The sequence below is a fragment of the Mesorhizobium sp. Arg314 genome (assembly GCF_053714275.1).
This window is the reverse complement of record NZ_JBSKBP010000024.1, coordinates 1-22,992: the sequence shown is the minus strand read 5'-3', so window position 1 is coordinate 22,992 and position 22,992 is coordinate 1. Positions and strand designations below refer to the sequence as shown.

At 64.4% G+C, this 22,992-nt stretch carries 26 protein-coding genes; 17 read left to right on the top strand and 9 right to left on the bottom strand.

Features of this window, described 5'->3' with window-relative positions; translation table 11 throughout:
• Window positions 1-65: 65 nt before the first annotated feature.
• From ACWGS9_RS22865 to ACWGS9_RS22855, 3 genes are all read right to left on the bottom strand, one after another.
• Entirely contained in the window at window positions 66-323 is a 258-nt protein-coding gene (locus ACWGS9_RS22865; RefSeq protein WP_040984202.1) for a hypothetical protein, read from the bottom strand.
• 357 nt (window positions 324-680) lie between these two features.
• Complete coding sequence (locus ACWGS9_RS22860) at window positions 681-1,058, bottom strand: TIGR02301 family protein (RefSeq protein WP_454507385.1); 378 nt, start codon at window positions 1,056-1,058, stop codon at window positions 681-683.
• Between the two features lie 308 nt (window positions 1,059-1,366).
• Window positions 1,367-1,783, bottom strand: coding sequence for an NUDIX hydrolase (locus ACWGS9_RS22855; protein WP_454507384.1), 417 nt, complete (start codon window positions 1,781-1,783; stop codon window positions 1,367-1,369).
• A gap of 119 nt (window positions 1,784-1,902) precedes the next feature.
• Between ACWGS9_RS22855 and ACWGS9_RS22850 the strand changes: the two genes are divergently transcribed.
• Window positions 1,903-2,664, top strand: coding sequence for an SOS response-associated peptidase (locus ACWGS9_RS22850; protein ID WP_454507383.1), 762 nt, complete (start codon window positions 1,903-1,905; stop codon window positions 2,662-2,664).
• A 106-nt stretch (window positions 2,665-2,770) separates the two neighbouring features.
• Here the strand turns inward: ACWGS9_RS22850 and ACWGS9_RS22845 are convergent, their stop codons facing one another.
• Window positions 2,771-2,926, bottom strand: coding sequence for a hypothetical protein (locus ACWGS9_RS22845; RefSeq protein WP_112095803.1), 156 nt, complete (start codon window positions 2,924-2,926; stop codon window positions 2,771-2,773).
• Window positions 2,927-3,317: 391 nt separating this feature from the next.
• Between ACWGS9_RS22845 and cysS the strand changes: the two genes are divergently transcribed.
• From cysS to ACWGS9_RS22800, 9 genes are all read left to right on the top strand, one after another.
• Window positions 3,318-4,769 (top strand): cysteine--tRNA ligase, encoded by a 1,452-nt coding sequence (gene cysS / locus ACWGS9_RS22840; RefSeq protein WP_454507382.1) that lies wholly within the window; start codon window positions 3,318-3,320, stop codon window positions 4,767-4,769.
• Window positions 4,770-5,040: 271 nt separating this feature from the next.
• Complete coding sequence (locus ACWGS9_RS22835) at window positions 5,041-5,439, top strand: endonuclease domain-containing protein (protein WP_454507381.1); 399 nt, start codon at window positions 5,041-5,043, stop codon at window positions 5,437-5,439.
• Window positions 5,436-5,822: a VOC family protein gene (locus ACWGS9_RS22830; protein ID WP_454507380.1), complete on the top strand. Its 387-nt coding sequence runs from the start codon at window positions 5,436-5,438 to the stop codon at window positions 5,820-5,822. Before ACWGS9_RS22835 ends, ACWGS9_RS22830 begins: the two co-directional genes overlap by 4 nt.
• A gap of 33 nt (window positions 5,823-5,855) precedes the next feature.
• The gene (locus tag ACWGS9_RS22825; protein WP_454507379.1) at window positions 5,856-6,347 is read left to right on the top strand and encodes a GFA family protein; all 492 of its coding nucleotides are present in this window, start codon (window positions 5,856-5,858) and stop codon (window positions 6,345-6,347) included.
• Window positions 6,344-6,820 (top strand): GFA family protein, encoded by a 477-nt coding sequence (locus ACWGS9_RS22820; protein ID WP_454507378.1) that lies wholly within the window; start codon window positions 6,344-6,346, stop codon window positions 6,818-6,820. The genes ACWGS9_RS22825 and ACWGS9_RS22820 overlap by 4 nt, the downstream gene beginning before the upstream one ends.
• The gene (gene pip, locus ACWGS9_RS22815; RefSeq protein WP_454507377.1) at window positions 6,817-7,785 is read left to right on the top strand and encodes a prolyl aminopeptidase; all 969 of its coding nucleotides are present in this window, start codon (window positions 6,817-6,819) and stop codon (window positions 7,783-7,785) included. Before ACWGS9_RS22820 ends, pip begins: the two co-directional genes overlap by 4 nt.
• 197 nt (window positions 7,786-7,982) lie before the next feature.
• Window positions 7,983-9,599, top strand: coding sequence for a citramalate synthase (gene cimA / locus ACWGS9_RS22810; protein ID WP_454507376.1), 1,617 nt, complete (start codon window positions 7,983-7,985; stop codon window positions 9,597-9,599).
• A gap of 82 nt (window positions 9,600-9,681) precedes the next feature.
• Window positions 9,682-10,611, top strand: coding sequence for an EamA family transporter RarD (rarD, locus tag ACWGS9_RS22805; RefSeq protein WP_454507375.1), 930 nt, complete (start codon window positions 9,682-9,684; stop codon window positions 10,609-10,611).
• A gap of 15 nt (window positions 10,612-10,626) precedes the next feature.
• Window positions 10,627-11,313, top strand: coding sequence for a glutathione S-transferase N-terminal domain-containing protein (locus ACWGS9_RS22800; protein WP_454507374.1), 687 nt, complete (start codon window positions 10,627-10,629; stop codon window positions 11,311-11,313).
• A gap of 11 nt (window positions 11,314-11,324) precedes the next feature.
• Here the strand turns inward: ACWGS9_RS22800 and ACWGS9_RS22795 are convergent, their stop codons facing one another.
• Window positions 11,325-12,320, bottom strand: coding sequence for a transporter (locus ACWGS9_RS22795; protein WP_454507373.1), 996 nt, complete (start codon window positions 12,318-12,320; stop codon window positions 11,325-11,327).
• Between the two features lie 248 nt (window positions 12,321-12,568).
• Between ACWGS9_RS22795 and ACWGS9_RS22790 the strand changes: the two genes are divergently transcribed.
• The 4 genes from ACWGS9_RS22790 (at window position 12,569) to ACWGS9_RS22775 (ending at window position 15,127) form a co-directional block, all read left to right on the top strand.
• Window positions 12,569-12,784, top strand: coding sequence for a DUF680 domain-containing protein (locus ACWGS9_RS22790; RefSeq protein WP_454507372.1), 216 nt, complete (start codon window positions 12,569-12,571; stop codon window positions 12,782-12,784).
• 137 nt (window positions 12,785-12,921) lie between these two features.
• Window positions 12,922-13,893 carry an MBL fold metallo-hydrolase gene (locus ACWGS9_RS22785; RefSeq protein ID WP_454507371.1) on the top strand — a complete coding sequence of 324 codons (972 nt, stop codon included), beginning with the start codon at window positions 12,922-12,924 and terminating at the stop codon, window positions 13,891-13,893.
• Window positions 13,894-13,929: 36 nt separating this feature from the next.
• Complete coding sequence (locus ACWGS9_RS22780) at window positions 13,930-14,391, top strand: tetratricopeptide repeat protein (protein ID WP_454507370.1); 462 nt, start codon at window positions 13,930-13,932, stop codon at window positions 14,389-14,391.
• Window positions 14,392-14,620: 229 nt separating this feature from the next.
• A complete protein-coding gene (locus tag ACWGS9_RS22775) occupies window positions 14,621-15,127 on the top strand; it encodes a DoxX family protein (RefSeq protein ID WP_454507369.1) in 507 nt (168 codons plus the stop codon).
• A 7-nt stretch (window positions 15,128-15,134) separates the two neighbouring features.
• Here the strand turns inward: ACWGS9_RS22775 and ACWGS9_RS22770 are convergent, their stop codons facing one another.
• The 4 genes from ACWGS9_RS22770 to ACWGS9_RS22755 form a co-directional block, all read right to left on the bottom strand.
• On the bottom strand, window positions 15,135-15,917 hold the full coding sequence (locus ACWGS9_RS22770) for a glucose 1-dehydrogenase (RefSeq protein ID WP_454507368.1): 783 nt from the start codon (window positions 15,915-15,917) through the stop codon (window positions 15,135-15,137).
• A 9-nt stretch (window positions 15,918-15,926) separates the two neighbouring features.
• Complete coding sequence (locus ACWGS9_RS22765; protein WP_454507367.1) at window positions 15,927-16,979, bottom strand: isopenicillin N synthase family dioxygenase; 1,053 nt, start codon at window positions 16,977-16,979, stop codon at window positions 15,927-15,929.
• A gap of 150 nt (window positions 16,980-17,129) precedes the next feature.
• The gene (locus tag ACWGS9_RS22760; RefSeq protein ID WP_454507366.1) at window positions 17,130-17,900 is read right to left on the bottom strand and encodes a pyrroline-5-carboxylate reductase; all 771 of its coding nucleotides are present in this window, start codon (window positions 17,898-17,900) and stop codon (window positions 17,130-17,132) included.
• 185 nt (window positions 17,901-18,085) lie between these two features.
• Window positions 18,086-18,697: an LOG family protein gene (locus ACWGS9_RS22755; protein WP_454507365.1), complete on the bottom strand. Its 612-nt coding sequence runs from the start codon at window positions 18,695-18,697 to the stop codon at window positions 18,086-18,088.
• Between the two features lie 119 nt (window positions 18,698-18,816).
• Between ACWGS9_RS22755 and ACWGS9_RS22750 the strand changes: the two genes are divergently transcribed.
• From ACWGS9_RS22750 to ACWGS9_RS22740, 3 genes are all read left to right on the top strand, one after another.
• Window positions 18,817-20,349, top strand: coding sequence for a LysM peptidoglycan-binding domain-containing protein (locus tag ACWGS9_RS22750; protein WP_454507364.1), 1,533 nt, complete (start codon window positions 18,817-18,819; stop codon window positions 20,347-20,349).
• Window positions 20,350-20,674: 325 nt separating this feature from the next.
• Window positions 20,675-20,995 (top strand): ArsR/SmtB family transcription factor, encoded by a 321-nt coding sequence (locus ACWGS9_RS22745; RefSeq protein ID WP_454507363.1) that lies wholly within the window; start codon window positions 20,675-20,677, stop codon window positions 20,993-20,995.
• A gap of 26 nt (window positions 20,996-21,021) precedes the next feature.
• Window positions 21,022-22,905 carry an ABCB family ABC transporter ATP-binding protein/permease gene (locus ACWGS9_RS22740; protein ID WP_454507362.1) on the top strand — a complete coding sequence of 628 codons (1,884 nt, stop codon included), beginning with the start codon at window positions 21,022-21,024 and terminating at the stop codon, window positions 22,903-22,905.
• Window positions 22,906-22,992: the final 87 nt, after the last annotated feature.

Genomic DNA, 22,992 nt, shown 5'->3' with positions numbered 1-22,992 from the left:
CAAGCGCATGGGCATGATGCCCAAACGGCGCGGCGCCGTCAAAAAGTCGCTGTCAAAACAGGTGGCTAGTGCTTCAGCCGTTCCGGCTCGAAGGCGCCGGCAATCACCTTTTCCCGCATGCGGTCGAGCAGGGCGAGCGCTGAGGTCTCGCCGTTGGCGCGCAGCATCTCGCCGAAAGCGGTCTCCAGCGCTGCCTCGGCGATGATTTCCGGTTCGATGCCGGCCGACAGGCCCTCGGCCCAGGCTTCGCTGTGGCTCTCCACGGCGGTCAGGCGCTTTTCTTCCCTGACCAACGCGTCGATGTCGCTGACACCATGTTCCATTGCGATGTCCACCTTCTGCAAGCGGCGATCCGACCGATGGATCTGGGCTTGGCCTGTCAGTTCGTCCGCAGTCTCAACTAAGTCTTTGTAAATACGACAATTCTAGGGTCGAAATCTACATTGCCGGCGAGACTGTCCTCAATCGATGCCGAGCTTAGCCGATTAGACCGGCTTGCGGCATCAAAACCTTCAGTTTGAGTTAATTCCACAATTGCGCGCTAACGTTTCATTAACGCTGTTGCGAAAGTGCAACACATGATTGCACCAGAGCGGGACAGGAGACAATAAGCCACGTCACATTGGCGCCGATTGTCACAAGAAATCTGCGCAAAACGCGTGCTGGCCGCCGATCCGGCCTCAATTGCCGTAGCGCGAAGCGATGTCGCGCGACAGCGTCTCGCCTTCCTTCATGTAGCGGGCGATGGCCTCGGTCGCCGAAGGCGTGCATTGCGTATAGATGCCGCTGAAGGACCGGTAGCCGCGGTTGAAGGATGCGATGAAGCGGGCACGCCGGTCGGGACCGGGGTTTTCCGATTCGAGCAGCTTTTCCATCTCGACCCGCCACTGGTCGCCTTTTTCGCCGCACAGGTTGCGCAGGAAATGCAGCGATCCCAGCACTTCCGCCAGCCGCATCAGCCCGGGCTCGAAAGGCGCCTCGGTGGCGCGCGCCGGGGACGCCGCGACGGCGATGCTGACGGCGAGGCACGCGGCGAGAAGAGGGGAAGCGCGGGTCATGGACTTATGTGACCAAACAATTCGTCGCCCGCAAGGCGATTTTGGGAGACCATTGGTTGCCTGACGAAAGTTGGAGTTCACCTGTCCAGGTTTGCGCCGCCCCTCATTGCCCTGCCGGGCATTTCTCCCCGTATAGTGACGGGGAGAAAGTGCTGGCCGCCACGCTGGCGCATTTCCTGCCACGTTGGTCATTGGCGCTGTCGCCGGCGATAGCGTCCCTCTCCCCGTCGCTATACGGGGAGAGGATGCCGGCAGGCAGGTGAGGGGCGGCGCAAACGCCTGGAAGTCATAACGTTGCGCTCTCGAAGCTATTTATGCGAATCCCTAAGCAACGCTTTGGCAACCTCAAGCACTGCATCGGCAAGCGGCATCTGCGCCATTTCGGCCAGCGTGTAGAAGGCCGCGGTCTCGGCATCGTCGCTGGCCACCGGCACGCCTCCGGCATAGGTTGCGCCGAATACCGTCAGGCGATAGTCGACCGCATGATTTTCGCCGCTGCCGTCGATATGGATGTCGCGCAGCGGGCGGTAGTCGCAGGCCTCGAGCCCGGTTTCTTCAAGCAACTCGCGCGCCGCGGCCTGCATAAGCGTTTCGCCCGGCTCGACCTTGCCGCCGGGATAGGCGTAGAGCCCTTGCGACGGCGCCCGCGCGCGCTTGACCAGAAGCACCGTCCTGCCACGCACGATGGCGACCGAAACGGCCGGTATGATCTTGCGCTGTTCCATGGGGTCGCCGAGTTTTCCGCATCCTGTTGTGGACCGACTGGTCCGACCGGGTTTTAGCCGTTGCGGCGTGGCGGTTCCATCGCCACTTTCATGGCGCATCAATCGACGAGCCCAGATCCATGTGCGGACGATTTGCCCTGACCGCCACGCCGGACCAGACAGCCGCCTTGCTTGGCCTGGCAGAGCTGGAGAAATTTCCCGCGCGCTACAACATCGCGCCGACACAGCCGGTGCTGATGACGCTTGCCGGGCCGCAACGGGAGCCGGGCTCGAACTTGCCGGACCGGCAGGCGATGCTGGTGCGCTGGGGCCTGATCCCGGCCTGGGTCGAGGACACCAAGGCGTTTCCGCTGCTCTTCAACGCCCGCTCCGAAGGCGTGCTGCAGAAGGCCTCGTTCAAGACCGCCATGCGCCATCGTCGCGCTCTCGTGCCGGCCTCCGGCTTTTACGAGTGGCAGCAGTCGGGCGGCAAGAAGGGCCAGCCCTACTGGATCCGGCCGAAGCAAGGCGGCGTGATCGCTTTCGCCGGGCTGATCGAGACCTATGCCGAACCGGGCGGCTCGGAAATGGACACCGGCGCGATTCTCACGATTGAGGCCAATGCCGGCATCGCCCATATCCATCACCGCATGCCGGTGGTGATCGAGGAACGCGACTTCAGCCGCTGGCTCGATTGCCGTACGCAGGAGCCGCGCGACGTGCTCGACCTGCTCAAGCCAGCCGAACCCGATTTCTTCGAAGCGATTCCGGTTGGCGACCTTGTCAACAAGGTCGCCAACACCGGGCCGGAGATTCAGGAGCGGGGCGTCGTCGGGCCGCAAGCCGAAAAGGTCAGGCGCCAGAGACCCGGCGCGGACGAAAACCAGATGACCTTGTTTTAGCGAAGCTGCCTCGGGAGGCTGCTTTGGGGCCTTCATCTCCAGGGCGCTCTATGGCGCCCTCATCGCCGGCGTCCCCATCGTCGGGGACTGCGCCGGTCGTGCCGTTTCAGGCGGCGCGCGGCGAAACGATCTTCTGCGCCGGCTTCTTCTTCTTTGCGGTGTGAAGAAGGGCCGCGACGATTGCCGCCGGGCCGATCGCGCGGTAGTGGCTGGCCAGTGCGGGCTGCGTTTGTCGGTTCTGTTCCTGCTTGTTACGAGCCATTTTTCTCTTCCCTGGTAACGGTTTCGTGTGCAGCGTTTGGCGGCTGATTCCGACCAAATCGTGACATCTGGCGGTCTAGCCGGCGAATGCTTCATCACTGTGCCGACATGTTTAATAAAATGTTTCGGCCTGTCTTTACCTGTGATCCGGCGACATCTTTCCGCAGCGGAGCGACTTGACGGCAACACCTGCCAGCGCGATAAAGCCGCCCATGAAAACGTCTTTCGCCATTTGTGGCATTTGCATTATTGGCTAGCCTCGCGCTGGTCCGGACGTTTTCGCCTCATCTTTCCCTAGAGTGGACAAACGCCCCGGCCAGCAGGCTGGAGCCCGATTTGTGCCTGCGGCGCAGACAAGGCTCCGACCAATCTAAGGGATCGGAAGGGCACGCATGTCTGACGCATCGAAGGGCCTCAGCCTCTACAACACGCTAACGCGGGCGAAGGAGCGTTTCGTTCCGATCGATCCGCAAAATGTGCGCATGTATGTCTGCGGCCCGACCGTCTACGACTTCGCCCATATCGGCAATGCGCGTCCGGCGATCGTCTTCGACGTGCTGTTCCGTCTGTTGCGCCAAGTCTATGGCGAAGGCCAAGTCACGTATGTGCGCAACATCACGGACGTCGACGACAAGATAAATGCCAGGGCGCTGCGCGATTTCGGCGACGATATCGCGTCTGGAAAGCTTTCGCTCAACGATGCCATCCGCAAGGTCACCGAAAAGACCGCCGACCAGTACCACAAGGATGTCGCAGCCCTCGGCTGCCTGCAGCCGACCTTTGAGCCGCGCGCGACCGAGTTTGTAGCACCCCGCGCCGACGGCAAGGCCGACATGCTGTCGCTGATCCGGCAGCTGATCGAGCGCGGCCACGCCTACGTCGCCGGCGGCGAGGTGCTGTTCGACACCGCGTCGATGCCGGATTACGGCGAATTGTCGAAGCGCAATCTCGACGAGCAGCAGGCAGGCGCCCGCATCGCCGTCGACGCCCACAAGAAGAACCCCGGCGATTTCGTTCTGTGGAAATTGTCGAGCCCGGAAGAGCCCGGCTGGGACAGCCCGTGGGGCAGGGGCCGGCCCGGCTGGCACATCGAATGCTCGGCCATGTCGGCCGCCTATCTCGGCGAGGTCTTCGACATCCATGGCGGCGGGCTGGACCTGATCTTCCCGCACCACGAGAACGAGATCGCCCAGTCGCGCTGCGCCCACGGCACCAGGGTCATGGCCAATGTCTGGATGCACAACGGCTTCCTGCAGGTCGAAGGCCAGAAGATGTCGAAGAGCCTCGGCAATTTCTATTCGATCCACGAACTGCTGGAGACCGAGACGTTCGGCGGTCGCACCTGGCCCGGCGAGGTGCTCAGGCTCGCGATGCTGATGACGCACTACCGCGAGCCGATCGACTTCTCCGTGCGCAAGCTGGAGGAGGCGGAAAACACGCTGCGCAAATGGAAGCGCGCGGCCGACCTGGCGCCTGCGGCCGCGAAGGACCTGCCGGCCGAGGTGGTGGAAGCACTGTCAGACGATCTCGCCACCTACATCGCCTTCCAGCGGCTGATGCAGCTCGCCGGAGAGGCTATCGAGTTCAGCGGTGATGGCGAGAACGCCGCCGCCGCTTCGCTGAAGGCGGCGCTCATCTTCCTCGGCTTCGATGTCGGCGCGGCCAAGGTGGACGAAGCGGCGGTGGCCAAGGCAATCGCGGATCGGCTTGCGCTGATTGCCGCCAAGAACTGGGCGGAGGCCGATCGCCTGCGCGACGAGCTGCTAGCGCAGGGCGTGCAGCTGAAGGATGGCAAGGATCCCGCCACCGGCGAACGCGTGACGACGTGGGAGATCAAGCGGTGAGGGTGCTTGGGCGATTGGCGAAAGCGGTGCCGAAGGCCGATCTCCCCCCTTGCGGGGGAGATGTCCGGCAGGACAGAGGGGGGTGTGAAGGAACGCCGACGCTTCGGTTTGCCCGCTTTGGCGATAACCATTTCCTGAGAAGGCAGCGCTTTCCAGTTGCCACGTCGGCGGGACAGCACCCCCCTCTGTCCTGCCGGACATCTCCCCCGCAAGGGGGGAGATTAGCTCTCGCGTTCGGTTTCGCTAGTCTCCAGCTTGCGGAGGCCTGAGCATGGGCCACGACCGCGTTCCATCTCGCCAGCGCAAAAACGCCAAATCGATGCGGCGCGCTATGACCGATGCGGAACTGAAGCTCTGGAACGAGTTGCGCGCGCATCGGCTGATGGGGATGAGCTTTCGACGGCAGGTTCCGATAGGGCCTTACATTGTTGACTTCGCCTGTTCGGCTCATCGCCTCATAGTCGAGGTCGATGGCAGCCAGCATGCCGACGTGGATCACTCACGACGTGACGACGAAAGAAGCGCTTATCTAAGTGCCAGTGGCTGGACCATCCTGCGCTTCTGGAACGACGACGTGATCCGCGATATCGACAATTTATGCCAGCACATCGTCATCGTGGCCGGCCTGGCCGATGCGCCCGCGCCACCAACCGAGGAGCTCGTCCCATGATCGATCATCTCGGCATCAACGTCGCCGATTTCGATGCATCCAAAACCTTCTACGACAAGGCGATGGCGCCGCTGGGGGCATCGCTGCTCTACATGGTGCCGGAGGAATATACCGGCGGTGCCAAGGTTGGCGGCTATGGCCGCGACCGGCCGGTGTTCTGGCTGAGCGGCGGGACGGACAAGCCCAAGGCCGTCCAGCATGTCGCCTTCACCGCGCGCAGCCGCGCCGAGGTCGATGCCTTTCATGCCGCTGCACTTGCCGCCGGCGGCACGGACAATGGTGGGCCGGGCCTGCGCCCGCATTATCATCCCAACTATTACGGCGCCTTCGTCTTCGATCCGGACGGCAACAATGTCGAGGCGGTCTGCCATGATCCGGAGTGAACCCATGAGCCGGCCGATGACCAGGAGCGAGCGATGAGCCTCGACAACCGGCCGGTCTACACTGGCGGCTGCCAGTGCGGGGCGGTGCGCTTCCGCGTCGAGGGGGCGCTGGGCGACGCCTCGGTCTGCCATTGCCGCATGTGCCAGAAGGCGAGCGGCAATTTCTATCTGCCGCTGGTTTCGGTGCGCGGCGCCACGCTCGAATGGACGCGCGGCGAGCCGAAACGCTTCCGCTCGTCCAATGCCGCCTGGCGCGGCTTCTGCGCCGAATGCGGCACGCCGCTTACGTTCGAGGCATCGGACGGCGTGGCGCTTGCGATCGCCGCCTTCGACGATCCGTCAGGCATCGCGCCGACCATCCAGTGGGGCGTCGAAGCAAAACTTGCCTATGTCGACGGCATCCCCAAACTGCCGTCCGAAGAGACGATGGGCGATGTCTCGTCAGCGCCTTATCTAGCCGAGCTCGTCTCCTACCAGCATCCCGATCACGAAACCGACCAATGGCCGCCGGAGGAAAGACCATGACCGATCAAGTTCGAACCGGCGGCTGCCAGTGCGGCGCCGTGCGCTTCCGCATCAAGGGCAAGCTCGGGCGCCCGTCCATCTGCCATTGCCGCATGTGCCAGAAACAATTCGGCAATTTCTTCGGCGCACTGGTGACGGTGCCCAAGGACGGCGTCGAATGGACCCACGAGGAGCCGAGCTACTTCCAGTCCTCGGTCAATATCGATCGCGGCTTCTGCGCCCGCTGCGGCACGCCGCTGACCTATCGCCAACCGGGCGCGCTGGAGATCGCCATCGGCGCCTTCGACGACCGCTCCGACCTCGCGCCCCAGATCCAGGTCAACTACGCGGTTCGCCTGCCTTGGGTGGAGAAGATTTTCGAGGCGCCGGTCCACGACGACGCCGATTTCTATCGACGGCAGGAGCAGATCATCTCCTTCCAGCATCCCGACCACGAGACGGCCAACTGGCCGCAGCAGGGCTTGAAACTATGACGATCCACGGCAGTTCCTTGCGCACCCTCTATCCGGAGATCGAGCCGTTCGAAAGAGGCATGCTCGATGTCGGCGATGGCCACACCATCTATTGGGAGCGGTCCGGCACCAAGGGCGCCAAGCCCGCGGTGTTCCTGCATGGCGGTCCGGGCGGCACCATCTCGCCGAAACACCGGCGCCTGTTCGACCCGAAACTCTACGACGTAATTCTGTTCGACCAGCGCGGCTGCGGAAAATCAACGCCCAACGCCTCGCTCGAAGCCAACACCACCTGGCATCTCGTCGCCGACATCGAGCGGCTGCGCGAGATGGCGGGCTTCGACAAATGGCTTGTCTTCGGCGGCTCCTGGGGTTCGACGCTGGCGCTCGCCTATGCCGAGACGCATCCCGAGCGCGTCAGCGAGCTGGTCGTGCGCGGCATCTACACGCTCACCCGCGCCGAGCTCGAATGGTATTATCAGTTCGGCGTCTCGAAAATGTTCCCCGACAAGTGGGAGCGTTTCCTGGCGCCGATCCCCGAGGCCGAGCGCGGCGACATGATGGCCGCCTACCGCAAGCGGCTGGTCGGCTCCGACCGCAAGGCCCAGGTCGAGGCTGCCCTTGCCTGGAGCCTGTGGGAAGGCGAGACGATCACGCTGCTGCCGGAGCCCGAGACCAGCGACAAGTTCGGCGAGGACGACTATGCGGTGGCCTTCGCCCGCATCGAGAACCATTATTTCGTCCATGCCGGCTGGCTGGAGGAAGGGCAGTTGCTGCGCGACGCCTGGAAGCTGAAGGACATCCCCGGCACCATCGTCCACGGCCGCTACGACATGCCGTGCCCGGCAAAATACGCCTGGGCGCTTCACAAGGCCTGGCCAAAGGCCGATTTCCACCTCATCGAGGGTGCTGGGCATGCCTATTCGGAGCCGGGGATTCTGGACCAACTGATCCGGGCGACGGATCGGTTCGCGGGGAAGAAATAGCCAATGTACGGCGTTCCGTCACACCCCCCTCTGTCCTGCCGGACATCTCCCCCGCAAGGGGGGAGATTGGATGTCGCCGTTGCTTTCGCCAATCGCCGACGCTGGAGGACGAGCGCCGTCGCCAAAGCTGCCGATCTCCCCCCTTGCGGGGGAGATGGCCGGCAGGCCAGAGGGGGGTGCTCAAGCGCCTTGCCATCATGACAAAGCAACGCCTCTATCTCTTCGACACCACGCTTCGCGACGGCCAGCAGACGCCGGGCATCGATTTTTCCGTCGAGGACAAGATCGCCATTGCCAAGCTGCTGGACGAATTCGGCATCGACTATGTCGAAGGCGGCTATCCGGGCGCCAATCCGACCGACACCGCCTTCTTCCAGAAGAAGCGGACGGAAAACGCGAAGTTCGTCGCCTTCGGCATGACCAAGCGGGCAGGGGTCTCCGCCTCCAACGATCCCGGGCTTGCGGCACTCGTGCAGTCGAAGTCCGACGCCATATGCTTCGTCGCCAAGAGCTGGGACTACCATGTGCGCGTGGCGCTCGGCTGCACGAATGAGGAGAATCTGGAGTCGATCAGGACCTCGGTCGAGACGGCGGTCGCTTCGGCCAAGGAGGCGATGGTCGACTGCGAGCATTTCTTCGACGGCTTCAAGGCCAATCCGGACTATGCGCTCGCCTGCGCCAGGATCGCCTACGACGCCGGCGCGCGCTGGGTTGTGCTGTGCGACACCAATGGCGGCACGCAGCCTTCGGAAGTGCGCGCCATCGTCGAGACGGTGATCGCCGGCGGCATTCCGGGCGACCATCTCGGCATCCATGCCCATGACGACACTGGCCAGGCGGTGGCGAATTCCCTTGCCGCCGTCGAGGCCGGCGTGCGCCAGATCCAAGGCACGCTGAACGGCATCGGCGAGCGCTGCGGCAACGCCAATCTGATCTCCATCATCCCGACGCTGGCGCTGAAGCCGGCCTTCGCCGACCGCTTCGAAACCGGCATTTCGGCCGAAGATCTGACCGGCATTTCGCGGCTCTCCCGCGCCTTCGACGAATTGCTTAATCGTGCGCCGGAAGCGCAGGCGCCCTATGTAGGCTCCTCCGCCTTCGCCACCAAGGCCGGCATTCATGCTTCTGCCTTGGCCAAGGAGCCGGCGACCTATGAGCACGTAGAGCCGCAAGCCGTCGGCAACCGCCGTCGCGTCATGGTTTCCGACCAGGGCGGCAAGGCGAACTTCCTCGCCGAGCTGAAGCGGCGCGGCATCGACGTGCCCAAGGACGATCACCGGCTCGACTCGCTGATCGCCGTCGTCAAGGAGCGCGAAGCCGAAGGCTATGCCTATGAAGGCGCCGACGCTTCCTTCGAGCTGCTCGCGCGCAAGATGCTGCACGGCCTGCCGGAGTTCTTCAACGTCACCTCCTTCCGCTGCATGGTCGAGCGCCGTTTCGACGCCAACGGCCAGTTGAAGACGGTCTCGGAAGCGATCGTGAAGGTGCTGGTCGACGGCGAGGAGAAGATGTCGGTGGCCGAAGGCCACGGCCCGGTCAACGCGCTCGACATCGCGCTGCGCAAGGATCTCGGCAAATACCAGAGCGAGATCGTCGACCTCGAGCTTGCCGACTTCAAGGTGCGTATCCTCAATGGCGGCACCGAGGCCATCACCCGCGTCCTGGTCGAATCGCATGATTCCACCGGCGCCCGCTGGTGGACGGTCGGCGTGTCGGAAAACATCATCGACGCCTCCTTCCAGGCGCTGATGGATTCGATCATCTACAAGCTGATGAAGAACCGCGACATGGCGGGATTGGTGGCGGCGGAGTAGGTTGAACCATCACCAAAAGTCCATTGATCCATCATAATTTTGCGATGGTCTTGGGCGATCCGCTGGGCCATAGCGTTAGGCCATGGTTACCGCAACAGCCGATCTCGATCAGGACGCCAAGGCCCGCCGCGGCTTCCTTCTGGCGCTTGGTGCCTATTTCCTCTGGGGACTGCTACCCTTCTACATGAAGGCGGTGGCGCATCTGCCGCTTGCCGAGGTGATCGCCAACCGCGTCGTCTGGTCGGTGCCGATCGCCGCGGCGGTGCTCATCTGGGCCGGCCGCACCGCCGATTTCAAGGCGGCGATCCGCTCGCCCAAAAGCCTTGCCATGGCGGGGCTGACGGCGGTGCTGATCTCGATCAACTGGGGCATCTATGTCTGGGCGATCGCGGTCGACCGCACCGTCGAGACCGCGCTCGGCTACTACATCAATCCGCTGGTCAGCGTCGTCGTCGGTGCCGCGCTGCTCGGCGAGCGGCTCGACCGGCTGCAGATCGCAGCGGTGGCGCTGGCGGCGGTCGCGGTGGCGGTGCTCACCGTCGAGGCCGGCAAACTCCCCTGGGTGTCCCTGGCGCTCGCCTTTTCGTTCGCCGCCTACGGCTTCTTCCGCAAGACGCTGCCGATCGGCCCGAGCCAGGGCTTCCTGCTCGAAGTGCTGCTGTTGTCGGTGCCGGCGCTTTGCTACATCGTCTATCTGATCGCCACCGGCCAGGATCATCTCATTTCCGGCACCGGTGCCGACACCGCATTGCTGATCGGCTGCGGTCCGGTCACCGCGGTGCCGCTGCTGCTCTTTGCCTTCGGCGCCAGGCTGCTGCGCCTGTCCACCATCGGCATCATGCAATACATCGCGCCGACCATGGTGTTCCTCATCGCCGTGCTGATCTTCGATGAGCCGTTCGGTAAGACCCAGGCCATTGCCTTCGCGCTGATCTGGACGGCGCTGGCGATGTATTCGTGGTCGATGTTCAGGGGCCGCGAGGTCCGCCAGCCGGCTCCCGCGGCACGATAAGGCAAGGGTGGACCGATGTACGTTCTGCATGTCGCCAACAAGAATTATTCCTCATGGTCGCTTAGGCCATGGGTGCTGATGCGCACTCTCGGTATTCCGTTCGAGGAACGGGTGAACCCTTTGCCGACAGGGTCGAGTTGGAATGTCTACCGGCAACTGTCGCCGAACGGCCGTATGCCCTGCCTGGTCGACGACGGCTGGGCGGTCTGGGATTCGTTTGCCATCGTCGAGTATCTTGCCGAGCGCCATCCGGGCGTTTGGCCGCCGGACGCCAAGGCTCGCGCCTGGGCGCGCTCTGCCGCCGCCGAAATGCACTCGGGCTTCAACGCCCTGCGCGGCGTATGCTCGATGAGCTGCGGCGTGCGCGTCGAGCTGTTCGAAATATCGGGCGCGCTGAAGCACGATCTCTTCCGCCTCGGCGACTTGTGGAATGACGGCCTTGCCCGCTTCGGCGGCCCGTTCCTTGCCGGCAATCGTTTCAGCGCCGTCGATGCGTTCTTTGCTCCCGTCGCGTTTCGGCTGAAATCCTACGGGCTGGCCGTCGATGGCATCGCTGCCGGCTATCCGAAGCACTTGCTCGAGCTGCCGGCCATGCGCGAATGGTACGCTTCCGCGCTTGCCGAGACATGGCGCGAACCCGACCATGACGCGGAGATTTGCGCTGCGGGCACCATCGTCGAGGATCTGCGGGCAACAGCGTAGTTCCAATTGCCTCAGACTCGCCCGAGCCGTCGCACGATCATATAGACGATGCCGGCGATGACGACCGAAATCGCGGTCACCACCCAGAATCCCAACGGCGTGTCGACCAGCGGCAATCCGCCGACATTCATGCCGAACAGGCCGGAGATGATGGTCATCGGCAGGAGCACCGCCGTCATGACGGAGAGGATGTAGAGCAGTTGGTTCGACTGCTCGGTCAGCTTGGCCATCAGCTCGTCCTGCAACAGACGCGTGCGCGCCTGCAACTGCTCGCCGTCGTGATGCAGCGAATGCGCCCGGTGCGAGAGCCTCGTCGCCATGTCGTTGATCGGATCGGGGAGGTCGTCGCGATGCGAATGGTCGAGATGGCGGAAGAGGTTGCTCAGCGTCGCCATCTGCCGGTGGATGATCACCAACTGGCGGCGCGCGTCGACCAGCGCCTGGCGTTCACTGTGCCATGCATCGCAGACGATGCGGTCCTCGATGCCGTCGAGCGTGTCGCCCATCTTGTCGAGCTCGACCGCCATGCCGTCGAGCGACTGGCCCATCACCGCCTCGATCAGCTCGGACGGCGTGCGGAATTTGCGCGTGCCGCTTTCCACCAGCTTGCGGATCTTGTCGACCGATTCCAGCGGCTGCTTGCGGGCGCCGATCAGCATCCTGTCGTTGAAGGCGAAGCGGAAATGGGTGAGCCCGCGTGCTTCCGCGAAATCGTGCCTGAGGTCGGGCAGGTCGCCATAGAGGAAGTCGTCCGCGAAATCGATCTGGCAGCCGTGGCTGGGCGACATGAAGGCTTCGCGCACTGGCGCCGGCAGAGCCTGCTCGGCGCCGATCTCCTGTCGGGCACGCATGTCGGTGATCTGGTAGCTGCGCCAGGTCCAATGCGCCTCGGCAGGGTCCTTGGTGCGGGCACCGTCGGCCTTGAAATAGTAGATGAAGAACAGTCCGTGCTCGTCCGGCAGGTAGGGCGAGAGGTCGGTGCCTTCGGAGGGGAGGGCGATGTTCATGGCGGCTTCGCCGGCTCTTGATGCGGTCGGGGTCGCGGGGGCGGCCAGGCAGCGTTTTTAGCATGCGCGACCCGTTTGGGTGTGACAGTTCGATGACGGCCGACGCTCAGGTGGCCTCAGTCCTGATTTCGGGCGTCCCAAAAATTCTTCCACGCCTCGGGAATAAAGCCCGGGCCTTCCGGGTCTTGTTGAGTAGCGAGGCCATCCTTCCAAGGCACGCATCCAACCGACCCGGAAGGAATACGCATATGAACAAGATCGCCTTTGCCGCAGTCGCCATCCTCGTTGCCGCTGGCAGCGCCTTTGCCGGCAGCGACCACTTCTCCGCCGCCGGCCAGCAGGCCGCCGCTGTCGACACCACCACCACCGCTTCCATCGTGAAGCAGGACATGAACCGCCACGATACGAAGCCGGCGGCCAAGATTGCTGCGGATGAGCCCGGCCAGGGCATCTGGGGTCGCTGAGCTCTCCGGCGTCGGCCGGCCTTCAGTTGGGCCGGCCGGCTCCGGTTTTCCGCAGTCTCGGCGGAGGGCAGCACCGGGCCCTCCGCCATTTCTCTCAAACTTCCACCGCCAACCGCAGTCACAAGAGGAGATTTCTGATGTTCAACATGACACGCCGCATGGTGCTCGGATCCGCCGCCGCCGCTGCCGCCTTCGGCATTGCCGGCAAGCTGGAATTCGCTCCCTCGGCTTACGCCGAAACCCCGGTCGAGCCGCTGGTCGGCTTCTACAAATACAAGGTCGGTTCGCTCGAGGTCACCGCCGTCTATGACGGTATCTGGCGCAAGCCGCATGACCCGGCCTTCATCAAGGACGTGTCGGTCGACGACACCAAGGCCGCACTCGCCAAGGCGGGACTGACCACCGAGTTCATGCCGATCCCGCTCACCGTCGTCGTCCTGCAGATGAACGGCCGCACCATCATGATGGATGCCGGCTCCGGCGTCGGCCAGTGGCAGGCCAACGCCACGCATCTGCCGGCCAACATGAAGGCCGCCGGTATCGATTACAAGGCGATCGACACTATCTTGATCTCGCATTTCCACCCGGACCATGTCTGGGGCCTGATGGAGAAGGGCACCAACGACCCGGTGTTCCCCAATGCCGAGCTCATCGTCAACGCCACCGAGTACAATTGGTGGACCGATCCGAGCCGGCTCGCCAAGCTGCCCGAGGGCCGCAAGCCGGCGGGCAAGCGCATCGCCGAAAACTTCCCGAAATGGAAGAACTGGAAGCTTGTCGACGACGGCACGGAAGTGGTGCCCGGCATCCGCCTCATGGCGGCGCCCGGCCACACGCCCGGCCATTCCGTCTACCATGTCGATGCCGGCTCCGAGCAGTTCCTCGTCTCGGCCGACACCATGTATGTGCCGGCGCTGCTCGCCCCGCATCCCGAATGGCAGGGCGCTTATGACCAGGACGGGCCGATGGCGATCACCACGCGCCACAAGATCGTCGACCAGGTGATCGCCGACAATGTCCGCATCTGCGGTTCGCACTTCCCGTTCCCCGGCACAGGCAGCTTCGTCAAGGACGGCAACGCCTACGCCTTCACCCCAACCCAGATCTGATCTGAATCGGATCCTGAACAGAAAGAACCAACTCCCATGAAACACGCACTTTTCGCGGTGCTCGGCGCCATTGCGGTCTTGACCGCGGCCCCGATCGGCATCGCCGTCCCGGCCTACGCCGTGGACGACATCGAAGGCGCCGACGCGCCGGACCTGACGGCCGTGAAGGCCAAGATCGAGGCCAAGGACTACAAGGGCGCGCTGGCCGACCTGCGCGACCTTGCGCAGGACACCCAGCAGGCCGATGTCTACAATCTGCTCGGCTTTACGCTGCGCAAGACCGGCGACTACCAGACCTCGCTGACCTACTACACCAAGGCACTGGAGCTTAAGCCCGACCACAAGGCGGCGCATGAATATCTGGGCGAGCTCTATGTCGAGACCGGCGACATGGCCAAGGCCGGCGAGCAGCTCGCCTCGCTGCAAAAGCTCTGCCCGGCGGGCTGCGAGGAGCTTTCGGACCTGAAGCAGGCGATCGACACCAAGGTGACGAAGTAGCGCGGCTTGTTTCCTCGCCCCCTCGAAGTGGGCGAGGTGGCCGCGAAGCGGCCGGAGAGGCGCTGACCTCGCCCTCATCAGTACCGACTTTTTGGGCGCCGCGGCGGTGGTGCCCGAAAACCGGAGCCGGCGTTCCTCTCCCTCGCGCCGGCTCCGACCTTTTTCAACTTCGAGCGTGGGCGTCCATCGGGACACGGCGCCCTTCCGTTTCCAAAGACTGGAGCCGACGATGACACCGACCGAACTTGCCGAGAAGCTTCACGCCAGGGATGTGGGTTTGCTTGCCGGCCGCCTGCTTCTATCCCTGATCTTCGTGCATGAGGGACTGGAACTGGCGACCCATTTCGAGGGTGCTCAAAAGGCCATGGCCGCGCTTGGCGTCGGCACGCCGCTGCTTGTCGCCACCATCGCACTGCAGCTCGGCGCCGGCCTGTCGGTGGCGCTCGGCATCCTGGCGCGACTGGGCGCGATCGGGCTCGGCCTGTTCTGCCTGATGACGGCCAGCCTCTTCCACACCAATTTCGCCAGCCAGAACGAGCTGCTGCATTTCGAGAAGGATCTCGCCATCGCCGGCGGCATGTTCATTCTGGCGCTCAGCGGCTCGGGCAGGCTGTCGGTGGATCGCGTGCTGATCAGGATGGTGAAGGGCAGGGCCGGCGCAAGCGCCAAGAGCGACACCACAGCCGCACCGGTCGAGCCGCATCTGTCGACAGGTGTGACAAGCCTGCCGGCGTGAAGCCCCGCTACAACACGCTCGTGATCCCACCATCCACCAGCAGCGTCTGTCCCGTCACGAAGCTCGCGGCGTCCGAGGCCAGGAACACGGCAGCACCCGCCAGTTCCTCCACATCGCCCCAGCGCCGCATCGGGGTGCGGCCGGTGAGCCAGCTCGAGAATTTCTCGTCGGCGACCAGAGCGGCGTTGAGCTCGGTCTTGAAATAGCCGGGCGCGATCGCGTTGACGCGCACGCCGTGCTGGCCCCATTCGCCGGCCATCGACTTGGTCAGCATGGTGATGGCGCCCTTGCTCGCCGCGTAAGGCGCGATCGAGGGGCGGGCGAGCGCGCTCTGCACCGACGAGACGTTGATGATGACGCCCTTGCGGCGTGCGATCATGCCCTTCACCGCGGCGCGGCTCACCTTGAAGACGCCGTCGAGATTGGTCGCCATCACTTCGTCCCAGTCGGCGTCGCTGAATGTCTCCAGCGGCGCGCGCCGCTGGATGCCGGCATTGTTGACCAGGATGTCGATCGGCCCGGTGCCGGTTTCCGTCGCCGCTATGGCCGCATCGACCGACTGCGTGTCGGTGACGTCGATCACCGCTTCCGCCACCGTGTGCCCTTCGGCGCGCAAACGGTCGCCGGCAGCCTTGAGCTCGTCGGCCTTGCGGCCGCCTATGGTGACGCGCGCGCCGGCGCCGGCAAGTGCGGTGGCGAAGGCGAGGCCCAGCCCGCGGCTGGCGCCGGTGACGAAGGCATGCCTGCCTTCGAGGCCGAAGAGACGGCCGAGATAATCAGTCGAACGCAATTTGCACCTTCATCGATTGCGATAGGCGGCCGCTGGCCGCCTTGGCTTTCGCAGGTTCCTGACGCCGGCCATCTCGATGAAATTCGTCGCCGACTCCCATAGATAGTCGCCATAAAGGAAGGGCGCGAAGTCACTGGCGCCCTTGATCGGCAGCGGCGCGATCTCGGCGTCGACACGCGGCTCGTAGAAGAAGGGGACGGAGTAGCGGGCCGCCTTCGGCGCGATCACCCGGTGGCGCGTCGCCTGCACCACACCGCCCGTCCAGCGTTCGAGCAACTGTCCGAAATTCACCGCCAGCGTGCCGTCGGCGGGCGGCACGTCGATCCATTCGCCGGCATGGTTCCTGGCCTGCAGGCCTTCGACGCCATCCTGCGCCAGCAGCGTCACGAAGCCGGAATCGGCATGCTCGCGGCCGATAACCAGCCGCCGCTCGCCCTTGTGCATGACCGAATATTCCGGCTTCGACAGGTCGACCGAGCCGTCCTCGGTGCGCAGCGGATAGCGGATCAGCCTGAGCGTCGAGATGCCGCCCTGGAAATGGCCGTCGAAAGTGCCTTCCTCGAGCCCGAGGCTGCGCGCGATCGAGGCCATCAGCGCCGCGCCGATCTTTTCCATCGAGCGGTAGTAATGCGCGGCCGCCGCCTTCCATCCGGGAACATCGTTCTCGGCGGGAAGCGGCGTGCGTTCGAGCAGCGGATCGTCGGCTGCGAACCCGGCATCGGCATGGGCGATGTCCGGCCCCATGTCGATGCCCTCCTTGTAGGACACCGCGGTCGGCTGCAGCGGGAACCAGCCGCGATAATAGTTCGATTTCGACGCATCGAAATTCCAGCGCAGCAGCTTCCGCTTTTCCGCATCCGGCAGTTCGAAGATCTTCAGAAGCTCGCCGCGCCGCTCGCGCGTCAAAAGCTCCGCTCCTGGAAAGCCGCGCGCGGTCATGAAGCCGATGCCGGAGGCGGCGGCAAAAATCTGGCGGTCGGCCTCGTCGCGGGCGAGCGACGGCGGGCCGAACAGCGGCGCGATGTCGATGGCGGGGATGGCCCCGGTGATGTCGTCGCTCATCTCATGATCCTTTCGATGCTTGGAACCGCGCGCCGCAATCGTGAAGAAGCACTCGCGCGATGGCAACCCGGCGGCAGAAAAACGGATAGCGGTCTGCCGGCCGCGCCGCCGCGGCTGGCGCCGCGGAATGAGTTCCATTGCCTCCGCCGGCTATTTGCCTGCGATATGCTTGTGCACGCGGCCAAGGCTTTCCGCGAAGGCATCGAACATTCCCCGTTCGGTCAGCTCGCGCAGCACCTGCTCGTTGATGCCGCCGCGCGTCGCATAATCCTGCGCAAGATGCATGAAATCTTCGTCCGGCGCCGTATCCGGCGCATTGGCCAGCGCCTTGTAGATGCTGGTGATGTAGTCGCGGGCCTTGTCGCCCGAAACACCCTGGCCTCGCACCCAGGCATGGATCGTGTCGAGATATTTGAAATAGCTGGCATAGGTGGCGGTGACGACGGTGAGCGCGTCGAACTCGCTCTGATCCTCGACCTCGATCACACCGCCCAGCCTGCCGAAGAACGCCGCCACGATCGGGTCCGGCGGGCAGATGATCGTGGCGCCCTGCAGGCGGGCGATCATCGGCATCGGCAGGGCCTTGCTCACATGCGTCGCCGGCGCCACGAGGCCGGCGATCTCCTCGCGCGATACCGTCGCGATCAGGCTGACGACGTGATGGTCCGGACGAAACCGCAGTTCCTTCAGCACGTCGCGCGCGATCTGCGGCCGGACCGCGAGCATGACGGTGTCGCACTGGTCGAGCACGGCCTGGTTGTCGGCGGCGATGCGCACATCCGGGTAGCGCGCGGCAAGCTCCGCGGCAATCTCCTCATTGCGCGGCGAGACCACCACCGGCGTCGTCTCGTCCGGCAGCGACTTCAGCCCGCTGACGATGGCCGAGCTCAACGCGCCCGTGCCGACAAAACCAAGTTTCATGAATGTTTGGTTCCCGTAGTTTCGGATCGCCGCCGACAATAGCGGCGGTTCCGTTGCCGGCAAGGACCGGCGGGCGGTGATTGGGGATTTGAGGATTGCAGTAGGCAGTAGGCAGTAGGCAGTAGGCAGTAGGCAGTAGGCAGTAGGAGGAGCTTCCCTATTGCCTACTGCCCAATCCCTGCTGCCTACATTTTGTCTATCACCGCCCGCATACCCTCCGTCGGCGCGTCGACCGACGATCCGGCCACCATGATGGCGGCGACGATCGCTTCCGGGTCGTTGACCACCAGCGGTTTCACGCGCTGCGCGCTGTGGATGAAGCCTTCGGCCGACATATGCTCGAGCAGCGCCAGCATCGGGTCCCAGAAACCCTTGACGTTGGCGAAGACGATTGGCTTGCGGTGATGGCCGAGCTGTGCCCAGGTCATGATCTCGACGATCTCCTCCACCGTGCCGATGCCGCCGGGCAGCGCCACAAAGGCGTCGGATTTCTCGAACATGCTGTGCTTGCGCTCGTGCATGTTGTCGGTGATCAGCAATTCGTCGAGCTTGTCGAGCGCGGTTTCGGTCGCCTCCTTGTTGATCAGGAAGCGCGGGATGATGCCGGTGACCTTGCCGCCGGCCTTGAGCGCGCCATCGGCGACGGCGCCCATGATGCCCTTGGTGCCGCCGCCATAGATCAGGCGCAAACCGGATTTGGCAAGCGAACGGCCAAGTGTGTGGCCGGCCTTGATATAGGCCTCGTCGCGGCCCGGAGACGAGCCGCAATAGACGCAGACGGATCGAATCGTGTTCATGTCGATGATTGGTGATAGGGACGGTCGGCGGGGTCAAGCCCAGGGGCGGGCTTTTTCTTGTCGGACTCGCCAAAACACGCTAGACCGGCGTTAGGTGGCTAAGGGGGCAATATAAGATTATGGCTATCAATCCTTCTAAGGCGTTTTTGTTCGCGGCGGGCGGCGTTGTCGTCGTCGCGGCGGTCGCCTACGGGTCGGGTGCGCTCGACCCTTACATCAACAACCAGAGACCGGCGCAGGTCGCGACGCTTCCGCAGGGAGATGCCAAGCCAGCTGAATCCTCGAGCACGAGCACCGAGGGGCGCGTGCCGCAAGCTCCGGCAAACACAATGGCGCCGGCCAACACAATGGCATCGGCCAACAACGCGACGGCCCCGGCCACCACAACGCCCGCTCAGGCGCCCGCCGCCGCAGCCGGCCCGACACTGCCGACCTTCGATGTCGTGCGTGTCGAAAGCAATGGCTCGATCGTCGTCGCCGGCAGCGCTGCGCCCAACGCCAAGGTGGAGATCCTGAATGGCGGGACGGTGCTCGGCTCGACCGATTCCGGACCCGACGGCGCCTTCGCCATCGTGCTCGACGATCCGCTGAAGCCAGGCGACTATACGATCACGCTGCGGCAGACGGTTGGCGGCACTGCCGTCGCCTCGGCCCAGACCGCCGTCGTCTCGGTGCCGCAGAGCCCGACCGGCCAGGTGCTGGCGATGGTCGAGGAACCGGGCAAGCCGTCGCAACTGATCACCGTTCCCGAGGCCGAGACCAAGCCGGCGGCACCGGCAGCCCAGGCTCCGGCAACGACAGCTCCGGCACCGGCCGCGTCCAGCGAGGCCTCGGCACCGGCCGCGACCGCTCCGGCCGCCGGCGGCCAGGCCTCCGCTCCGGCGGCCGCGACGGCTGCGGCAGAGCCCAAGATCGCCGTCGAAGCGGTCGAGATCGACGGCAGCAAGATCTTCGTCGCCGGCACCGCCGACCCAGGCCGCAAGGTGCGCGCCTACGCCGACGCCATCCTGCTCGGCGATGCCAAGACCTCGCCTGACGGCCATTTCCTGATCGAGGCGACGCGCGACATTCCGGTGGGCAGCTACACCATCCATGTCGATGGCCTGGACAGCGATGGCGTCAAGGTCGTCGCCCGCGCCGCCGTACCGTTCGAGCGTGAGCCCGGCGAGTCGATCGCCGCCGTCGCGCCAGGTGAAACAAAGACCGGCGAGACGAAGCCGGCCGAGCCCAAGCTCACGCAGGTCCAGGGCGCCGGGTCCCAGGCCGCAGAAGCGCCCGCAGCTCCCGCAACCGCTGGAACCAAGCCAGCCGGGAAATCGGCAGCGGCAACGGCCGCCGAAGCTCCGGCCAAGGTCGCGGAAGCGACGCCCTCGACGGGCGTGCCCGAGACGGTTGCACCGAAGCTCGAACATGTCGATAGCGCCGTCATCATCCGCCGCAACGACACGCTCTGGCGCATCTCGCGCCGCGTCTACGGCCACGGCACTCGCTTCTCGACCATCTATCTCGCCAACAAGGACCAGATCCGCGATCCCGACCGCATCTGGCCGGGCCAGGTTTTCAAGGTGCCCTCGACTTCGAAGGAAGGCGAGGCCGCCGACATGAAGGCCATGGGCGAGCAGTCGACGACGGCGCCGGCGAAGACGGAGTAGGGATGCCCTCGTCATCCTAGCGCGAAGCAAGGAGCGTAGCCACGCGCGCAGACCCTAGGATCCATGCCGTGATGGCTGCCGAAGGATGCAGCGGTGCAGAAATGGCCGCCGTTCGGAATCCGTCGGCGCGGACAGGTCTGAATTCTCCATCGCCCGGGATGTATCGATGTAACGGCATGGATCCTGGGGTCTGCGCGCCGCTCCGCGTCGCTCCGCCCCAGGATGACGATCGCGAATGGTTGCACCCCTCACATTTTCAACGACCTCAATCTACCCATTCGCCTAGCTTGCCCTGTCATCCCCCATCGTCTATCGCCGATGGACGATGATCGAATCCCTCCCTGAAGCCCGCTGCGCCGACAGCCGCGCCATGGCGCTGCGCCTGGCGGCGCTCTCGCATCCGGCGCGCATCGAGATCCTGAAGCGCCTCTCGGCCAGCCGCTGCTGCTCGTGCCGTGAAGTGGTCGATCATCTCGACCTCGCCCAGTCGACCGTTTCGCAACATCTGAAGATCCTGGTCGAGGCGGGGCTGGTCCGCTTCGAGGCCGATCACCAGCGCTCGCGCTACGCGGTCGACCATTCAGCGCTTGCGAGCGTTTCTGCCTCGCTTACCGACCTCGTCAACTCCTGCTGCCCCAGCCGCTGACCCTCTCACTTCAAAAGGCAAGACTAGTGGCCGAAAAGACCGTATCCGCCGAAGCCGACACCCTCACCACATTGCGCAATCTATGGCCCTATATGTGGCCGGCCGAACGCGCCGACTTGAGAGCCCGCGTCACCTGGGCGACGCTGCTCCTGGTCGTCGCCAAGCTGACGCTGGTCGCAGGTCCCTATTTCTTCAAATGGGCGACCGATGCGCTGGCCCACGCCGCGAAGACGCCGCCGCCGCTGCCGTCCTTCCTGCTGGCGCCGGTGGCGCTGGTCATTGCTTACAACGTGCTGCGCCTGATCCAGCTTGGCTTCAACCAGCTGCGCGACGCGCTGTTCGCCCGTGTCGGCCAGTATGCGGTGCGCCAGCTCGCCTTCCGCACCTTCGTCCACATGCATGAGCTGTCGCTGCGCTTCCACCTCGAGCGCCGCACCGGCGGCCTGTCGCGCATCATCGAGCGCGGCACCAAGGGCATCGAGACGATCGTACGCTTCATCATGCTGAACACGGCGCCGACGATTCTCGAATTCGCGCTGACGGCCGGCATCTTCGCCTTCACCTATGGCTGGAAATACGTCGCCGTGGTCGCCGTCACCGTCTGGCTCTATGTCTGGTTCACGGTCAAGGCGAGTGACTGGCGCATTTCGATCCGCCGCGACATGAACGACAGCGACACCGACGCCAACACCAAGGCGATCGACTCGCTGCTCAACTTCGAGACGGTCAAATATTTCACCAATGAACGCATGGAGGCCGAGCGCTTCGACCGCTCGATGGCGCGCTATGAGATCGCCGCGACGAAAACCTGGACCTCGCTCGGCTGGCTGAACTTCGGCCAGGGCGCCATCTTCGGCCTGGGCACCGTCATCGTCATGTGCATGTCGGCGCTGGAGGTGCAGGCAGGCACCCAGACGGTCGGCGACTTCGTCTTCATCAACGCCATGCTGATCCAGCTCTCGGTGCCGCTCAACTTCATCGGCTTCATCTACCGTGAAATCCGGCAAGGGTTGACCGACATCGAGCACATGTTCGACCTGCTCGACGTGCCCCAGGAGATCGTCGACAAGCCAGACGCGAAGCCGCTCAAGGTCGGCCCCGGCAAGGTCGAGTTCCGCGACGTCCATTTCTCCTATGACCCGAACCGCAAGATCCTGAAGGGCGTCTCCTTCGAGGTGCCGGCCGGCAAGACGGTGGCAATCGTCGGCCCCTCCGGTGCCGGCAAGTCGACCATTTCGCGGCTCTTGTTCCGTTTCTACGACGTGCAGGGCGGAAAGGTGCTGATCGACGGCCAGGACATCCGCGATGTGACACAGGCGAGCCTGCGCGCCATGCTCGGCATGGTGCCGCAGGACACTGTGCTCTTCAACGATACCATCGCCTACAATATCCGCTACGGCCGCGTCGGCGCCAGCGAGGAGGAGGTGCGCAAGGCGGCCGAGCTCGCCCAGATCGGGCCGTTTATCGCCAAGCTGCCCGACGGCTACCGCTCGATGGTCGGCGAGCGCGGCCTGAAACTGTCGGGCGGTGAGAAGCAGCGCGTCGCGATCGCCCGCACCATCCTCAAGGCGCCGCCGATCCTGATGCTCGACGAAGCGACCTCGGCGCTCGACACTCAGACCGAGCAGGAGATCCAGGCAGCGCTCGACCTCGTCAGCAAAGGCCGCACCACCATCGTCATTGCCCACCGGTTGTCGACGGTGATCTCGGCCGATGAGATCATCGTGCTGAAGGACGGCCAGATCGCCGAGCGCGGCACCCATGCGGCGCTGCTTGCCAAACACGGCCTCTACGCCTCGATGTGGGACCGCCAGCGCGAGGCGACCGAAGCCGAGGAGCGCCTGCGCATCGCACGTGAGAGCGATGAACTGGGGGTGATCGTGCGGCGGAGGACTTCGGAGGTTAGCTAGCGCCTACTTCCCCTTCTCCCCTTGTGGGAGAAGGTGGCCGCGAAGCGGCCGGATGAGGGGTGTTCCAGGGAACACCAACGCCTCACT

What these genes read in the sequence shown, in the direction of transcription:
- ACWGS9_RS22865 (WP_040984202.1), bottom strand. Translation starts at nt 323, where the DNA reads ATGGAACATGGTGTCAGCGACATCGACGCGTTGGTCAGGGAAGAAAAG.
- ACWGS9_RS22860 (WP_454507385.1), bottom strand. Translation starts at nt 1,058, where the DNA reads ATGACCCGCGCTTCCCCTCTTCTCGCCGCGTGCCTCGCCGTCAGCATC.
- ACWGS9_RS22855 (WP_454507384.1), bottom strand. Translation starts at nt 1,783, where the DNA reads ATGGAACAGCGCAAGATCATACCGGCCGTTTCGGTCGCCATCGTGCGT.
- ACWGS9_RS22850 (WP_454507383.1), top strand. Translation starts at nt 1,903, where the DNA reads ATGTGCGGACGATTTGCCCTGACCGCCACGCCGGACCAGACAGCCGCC.
- ACWGS9_RS22845 (WP_112095803.1), bottom strand. Translation starts at nt 2,926, where the DNA reads ATGGCTCGTAACAAGCAGGAACAGAACCGACAAACGCAGCCCGCACTG.
- cysS (WP_454507382.1), top strand. Translation starts at nt 3,318, where the DNA reads ATGTCTGACGCATCGAAGGGCCTCAGCCTCTACAACACGCTAACGCGG.
- ACWGS9_RS22835 (WP_454507381.1), top strand. Translation starts at nt 5,041, where the DNA reads ATGGGCCACGACCGCGTTCCATCTCGCCAGCGCAAAAACGCCAAATCG.
- ACWGS9_RS22830 (WP_454507380.1), top strand. Translation starts at nt 5,436, where the DNA reads ATGATCGATCATCTCGGCATCAACGTCGCCGATTTCGATGCATCCAAA.
- ACWGS9_RS22825 (WP_454507379.1), top strand. Translation starts at nt 5,856, where the DNA reads ATGAGCCTCGACAACCGGCCGGTCTACACTGGCGGCTGCCAGTGCGGG.
- ACWGS9_RS22820 (WP_454507378.1), top strand. Translation starts at nt 6,344, where the DNA reads ATGACCGATCAAGTTCGAACCGGCGGCTGCCAGTGCGGCGCCGTGCGC.
- pip (WP_454507377.1), top strand. Translation starts at nt 6,817, where the DNA reads ATGACGATCCACGGCAGTTCCTTGCGCACCCTCTATCCGGAGATCGAG.
- cimA (WP_454507376.1), top strand. Translation starts at nt 7,983, where the DNA reads ATGACAAAGCAACGCCTCTATCTCTTCGACACCACGCTTCGCGACGGC.
- rarD (WP_454507375.1), top strand. Translation starts at nt 9,682, where the DNA reads ATGGTTACCGCAACAGCCGATCTCGATCAGGACGCCAAGGCCCGCCGC.
- ACWGS9_RS22800 (WP_454507374.1), top strand. Translation starts at nt 10,627, where the DNA reads ATGTACGTTCTGCATGTCGCCAACAAGAATTATTCCTCATGGTCGCTT.
- ACWGS9_RS22795 (WP_454507373.1), bottom strand. Translation starts at nt 12,320, where the DNA reads ATGAACATCGCCCTCCCCTCCGAAGGCACCGACCTCTCGCCCTACCTG.
- ACWGS9_RS22790 (WP_454507372.1), top strand. Translation starts at nt 12,569, where the DNA reads ATGAACAAGATCGCCTTTGCCGCAGTCGCCATCCTCGTTGCCGCTGGC.
- ACWGS9_RS22785 (WP_454507371.1), top strand. Translation starts at nt 12,922, where the DNA reads ATGTTCAACATGACACGCCGCATGGTGCTCGGATCCGCCGCCGCCGCT.
- ACWGS9_RS22780 (WP_454507370.1), top strand. Translation starts at nt 13,930, where the DNA reads ATGAAACACGCACTTTTCGCGGTGCTCGGCGCCATTGCGGTCTTGACC.
- ACWGS9_RS22775 (WP_454507369.1), top strand. Translation starts at nt 14,621, where the DNA reads ATGACACCGACCGAACTTGCCGAGAAGCTTCACGCCAGGGATGTGGGT.
- ACWGS9_RS22765 (WP_454507367.1), bottom strand. Translation starts at nt 16,979, where the DNA reads ATGAGCGACGACATCACCGGGGCCATCCCCGCCATCGACATCGCGCCG.
- ACWGS9_RS22760 (WP_454507366.1), bottom strand. Translation starts at nt 17,900, where the DNA reads ATGAAACTTGGTTTTGTCGGCACGGGCGCGTTGAGCTCGGCCATCGTC.
- ACWGS9_RS22755 (WP_454507365.1), bottom strand. Translation starts at nt 18,697, where the DNA reads ATGAACACGATTCGATCCGTCTGCGTCTATTGCGGCTCGTCTCCGGGC.
- ACWGS9_RS22750 (WP_454507364.1), top strand. Translation starts at nt 18,817, where the DNA reads ATGGCTATCAATCCTTCTAAGGCGTTTTTGTTCGCGGCGGGCGGCGTT.
- ACWGS9_RS22745 (WP_454507363.1), top strand. Translation starts at nt 20,675, where the DNA reads ATGATCGAATCCCTCCCTGAAGCCCGCTGCGCCGACAGCCGCGCCATG.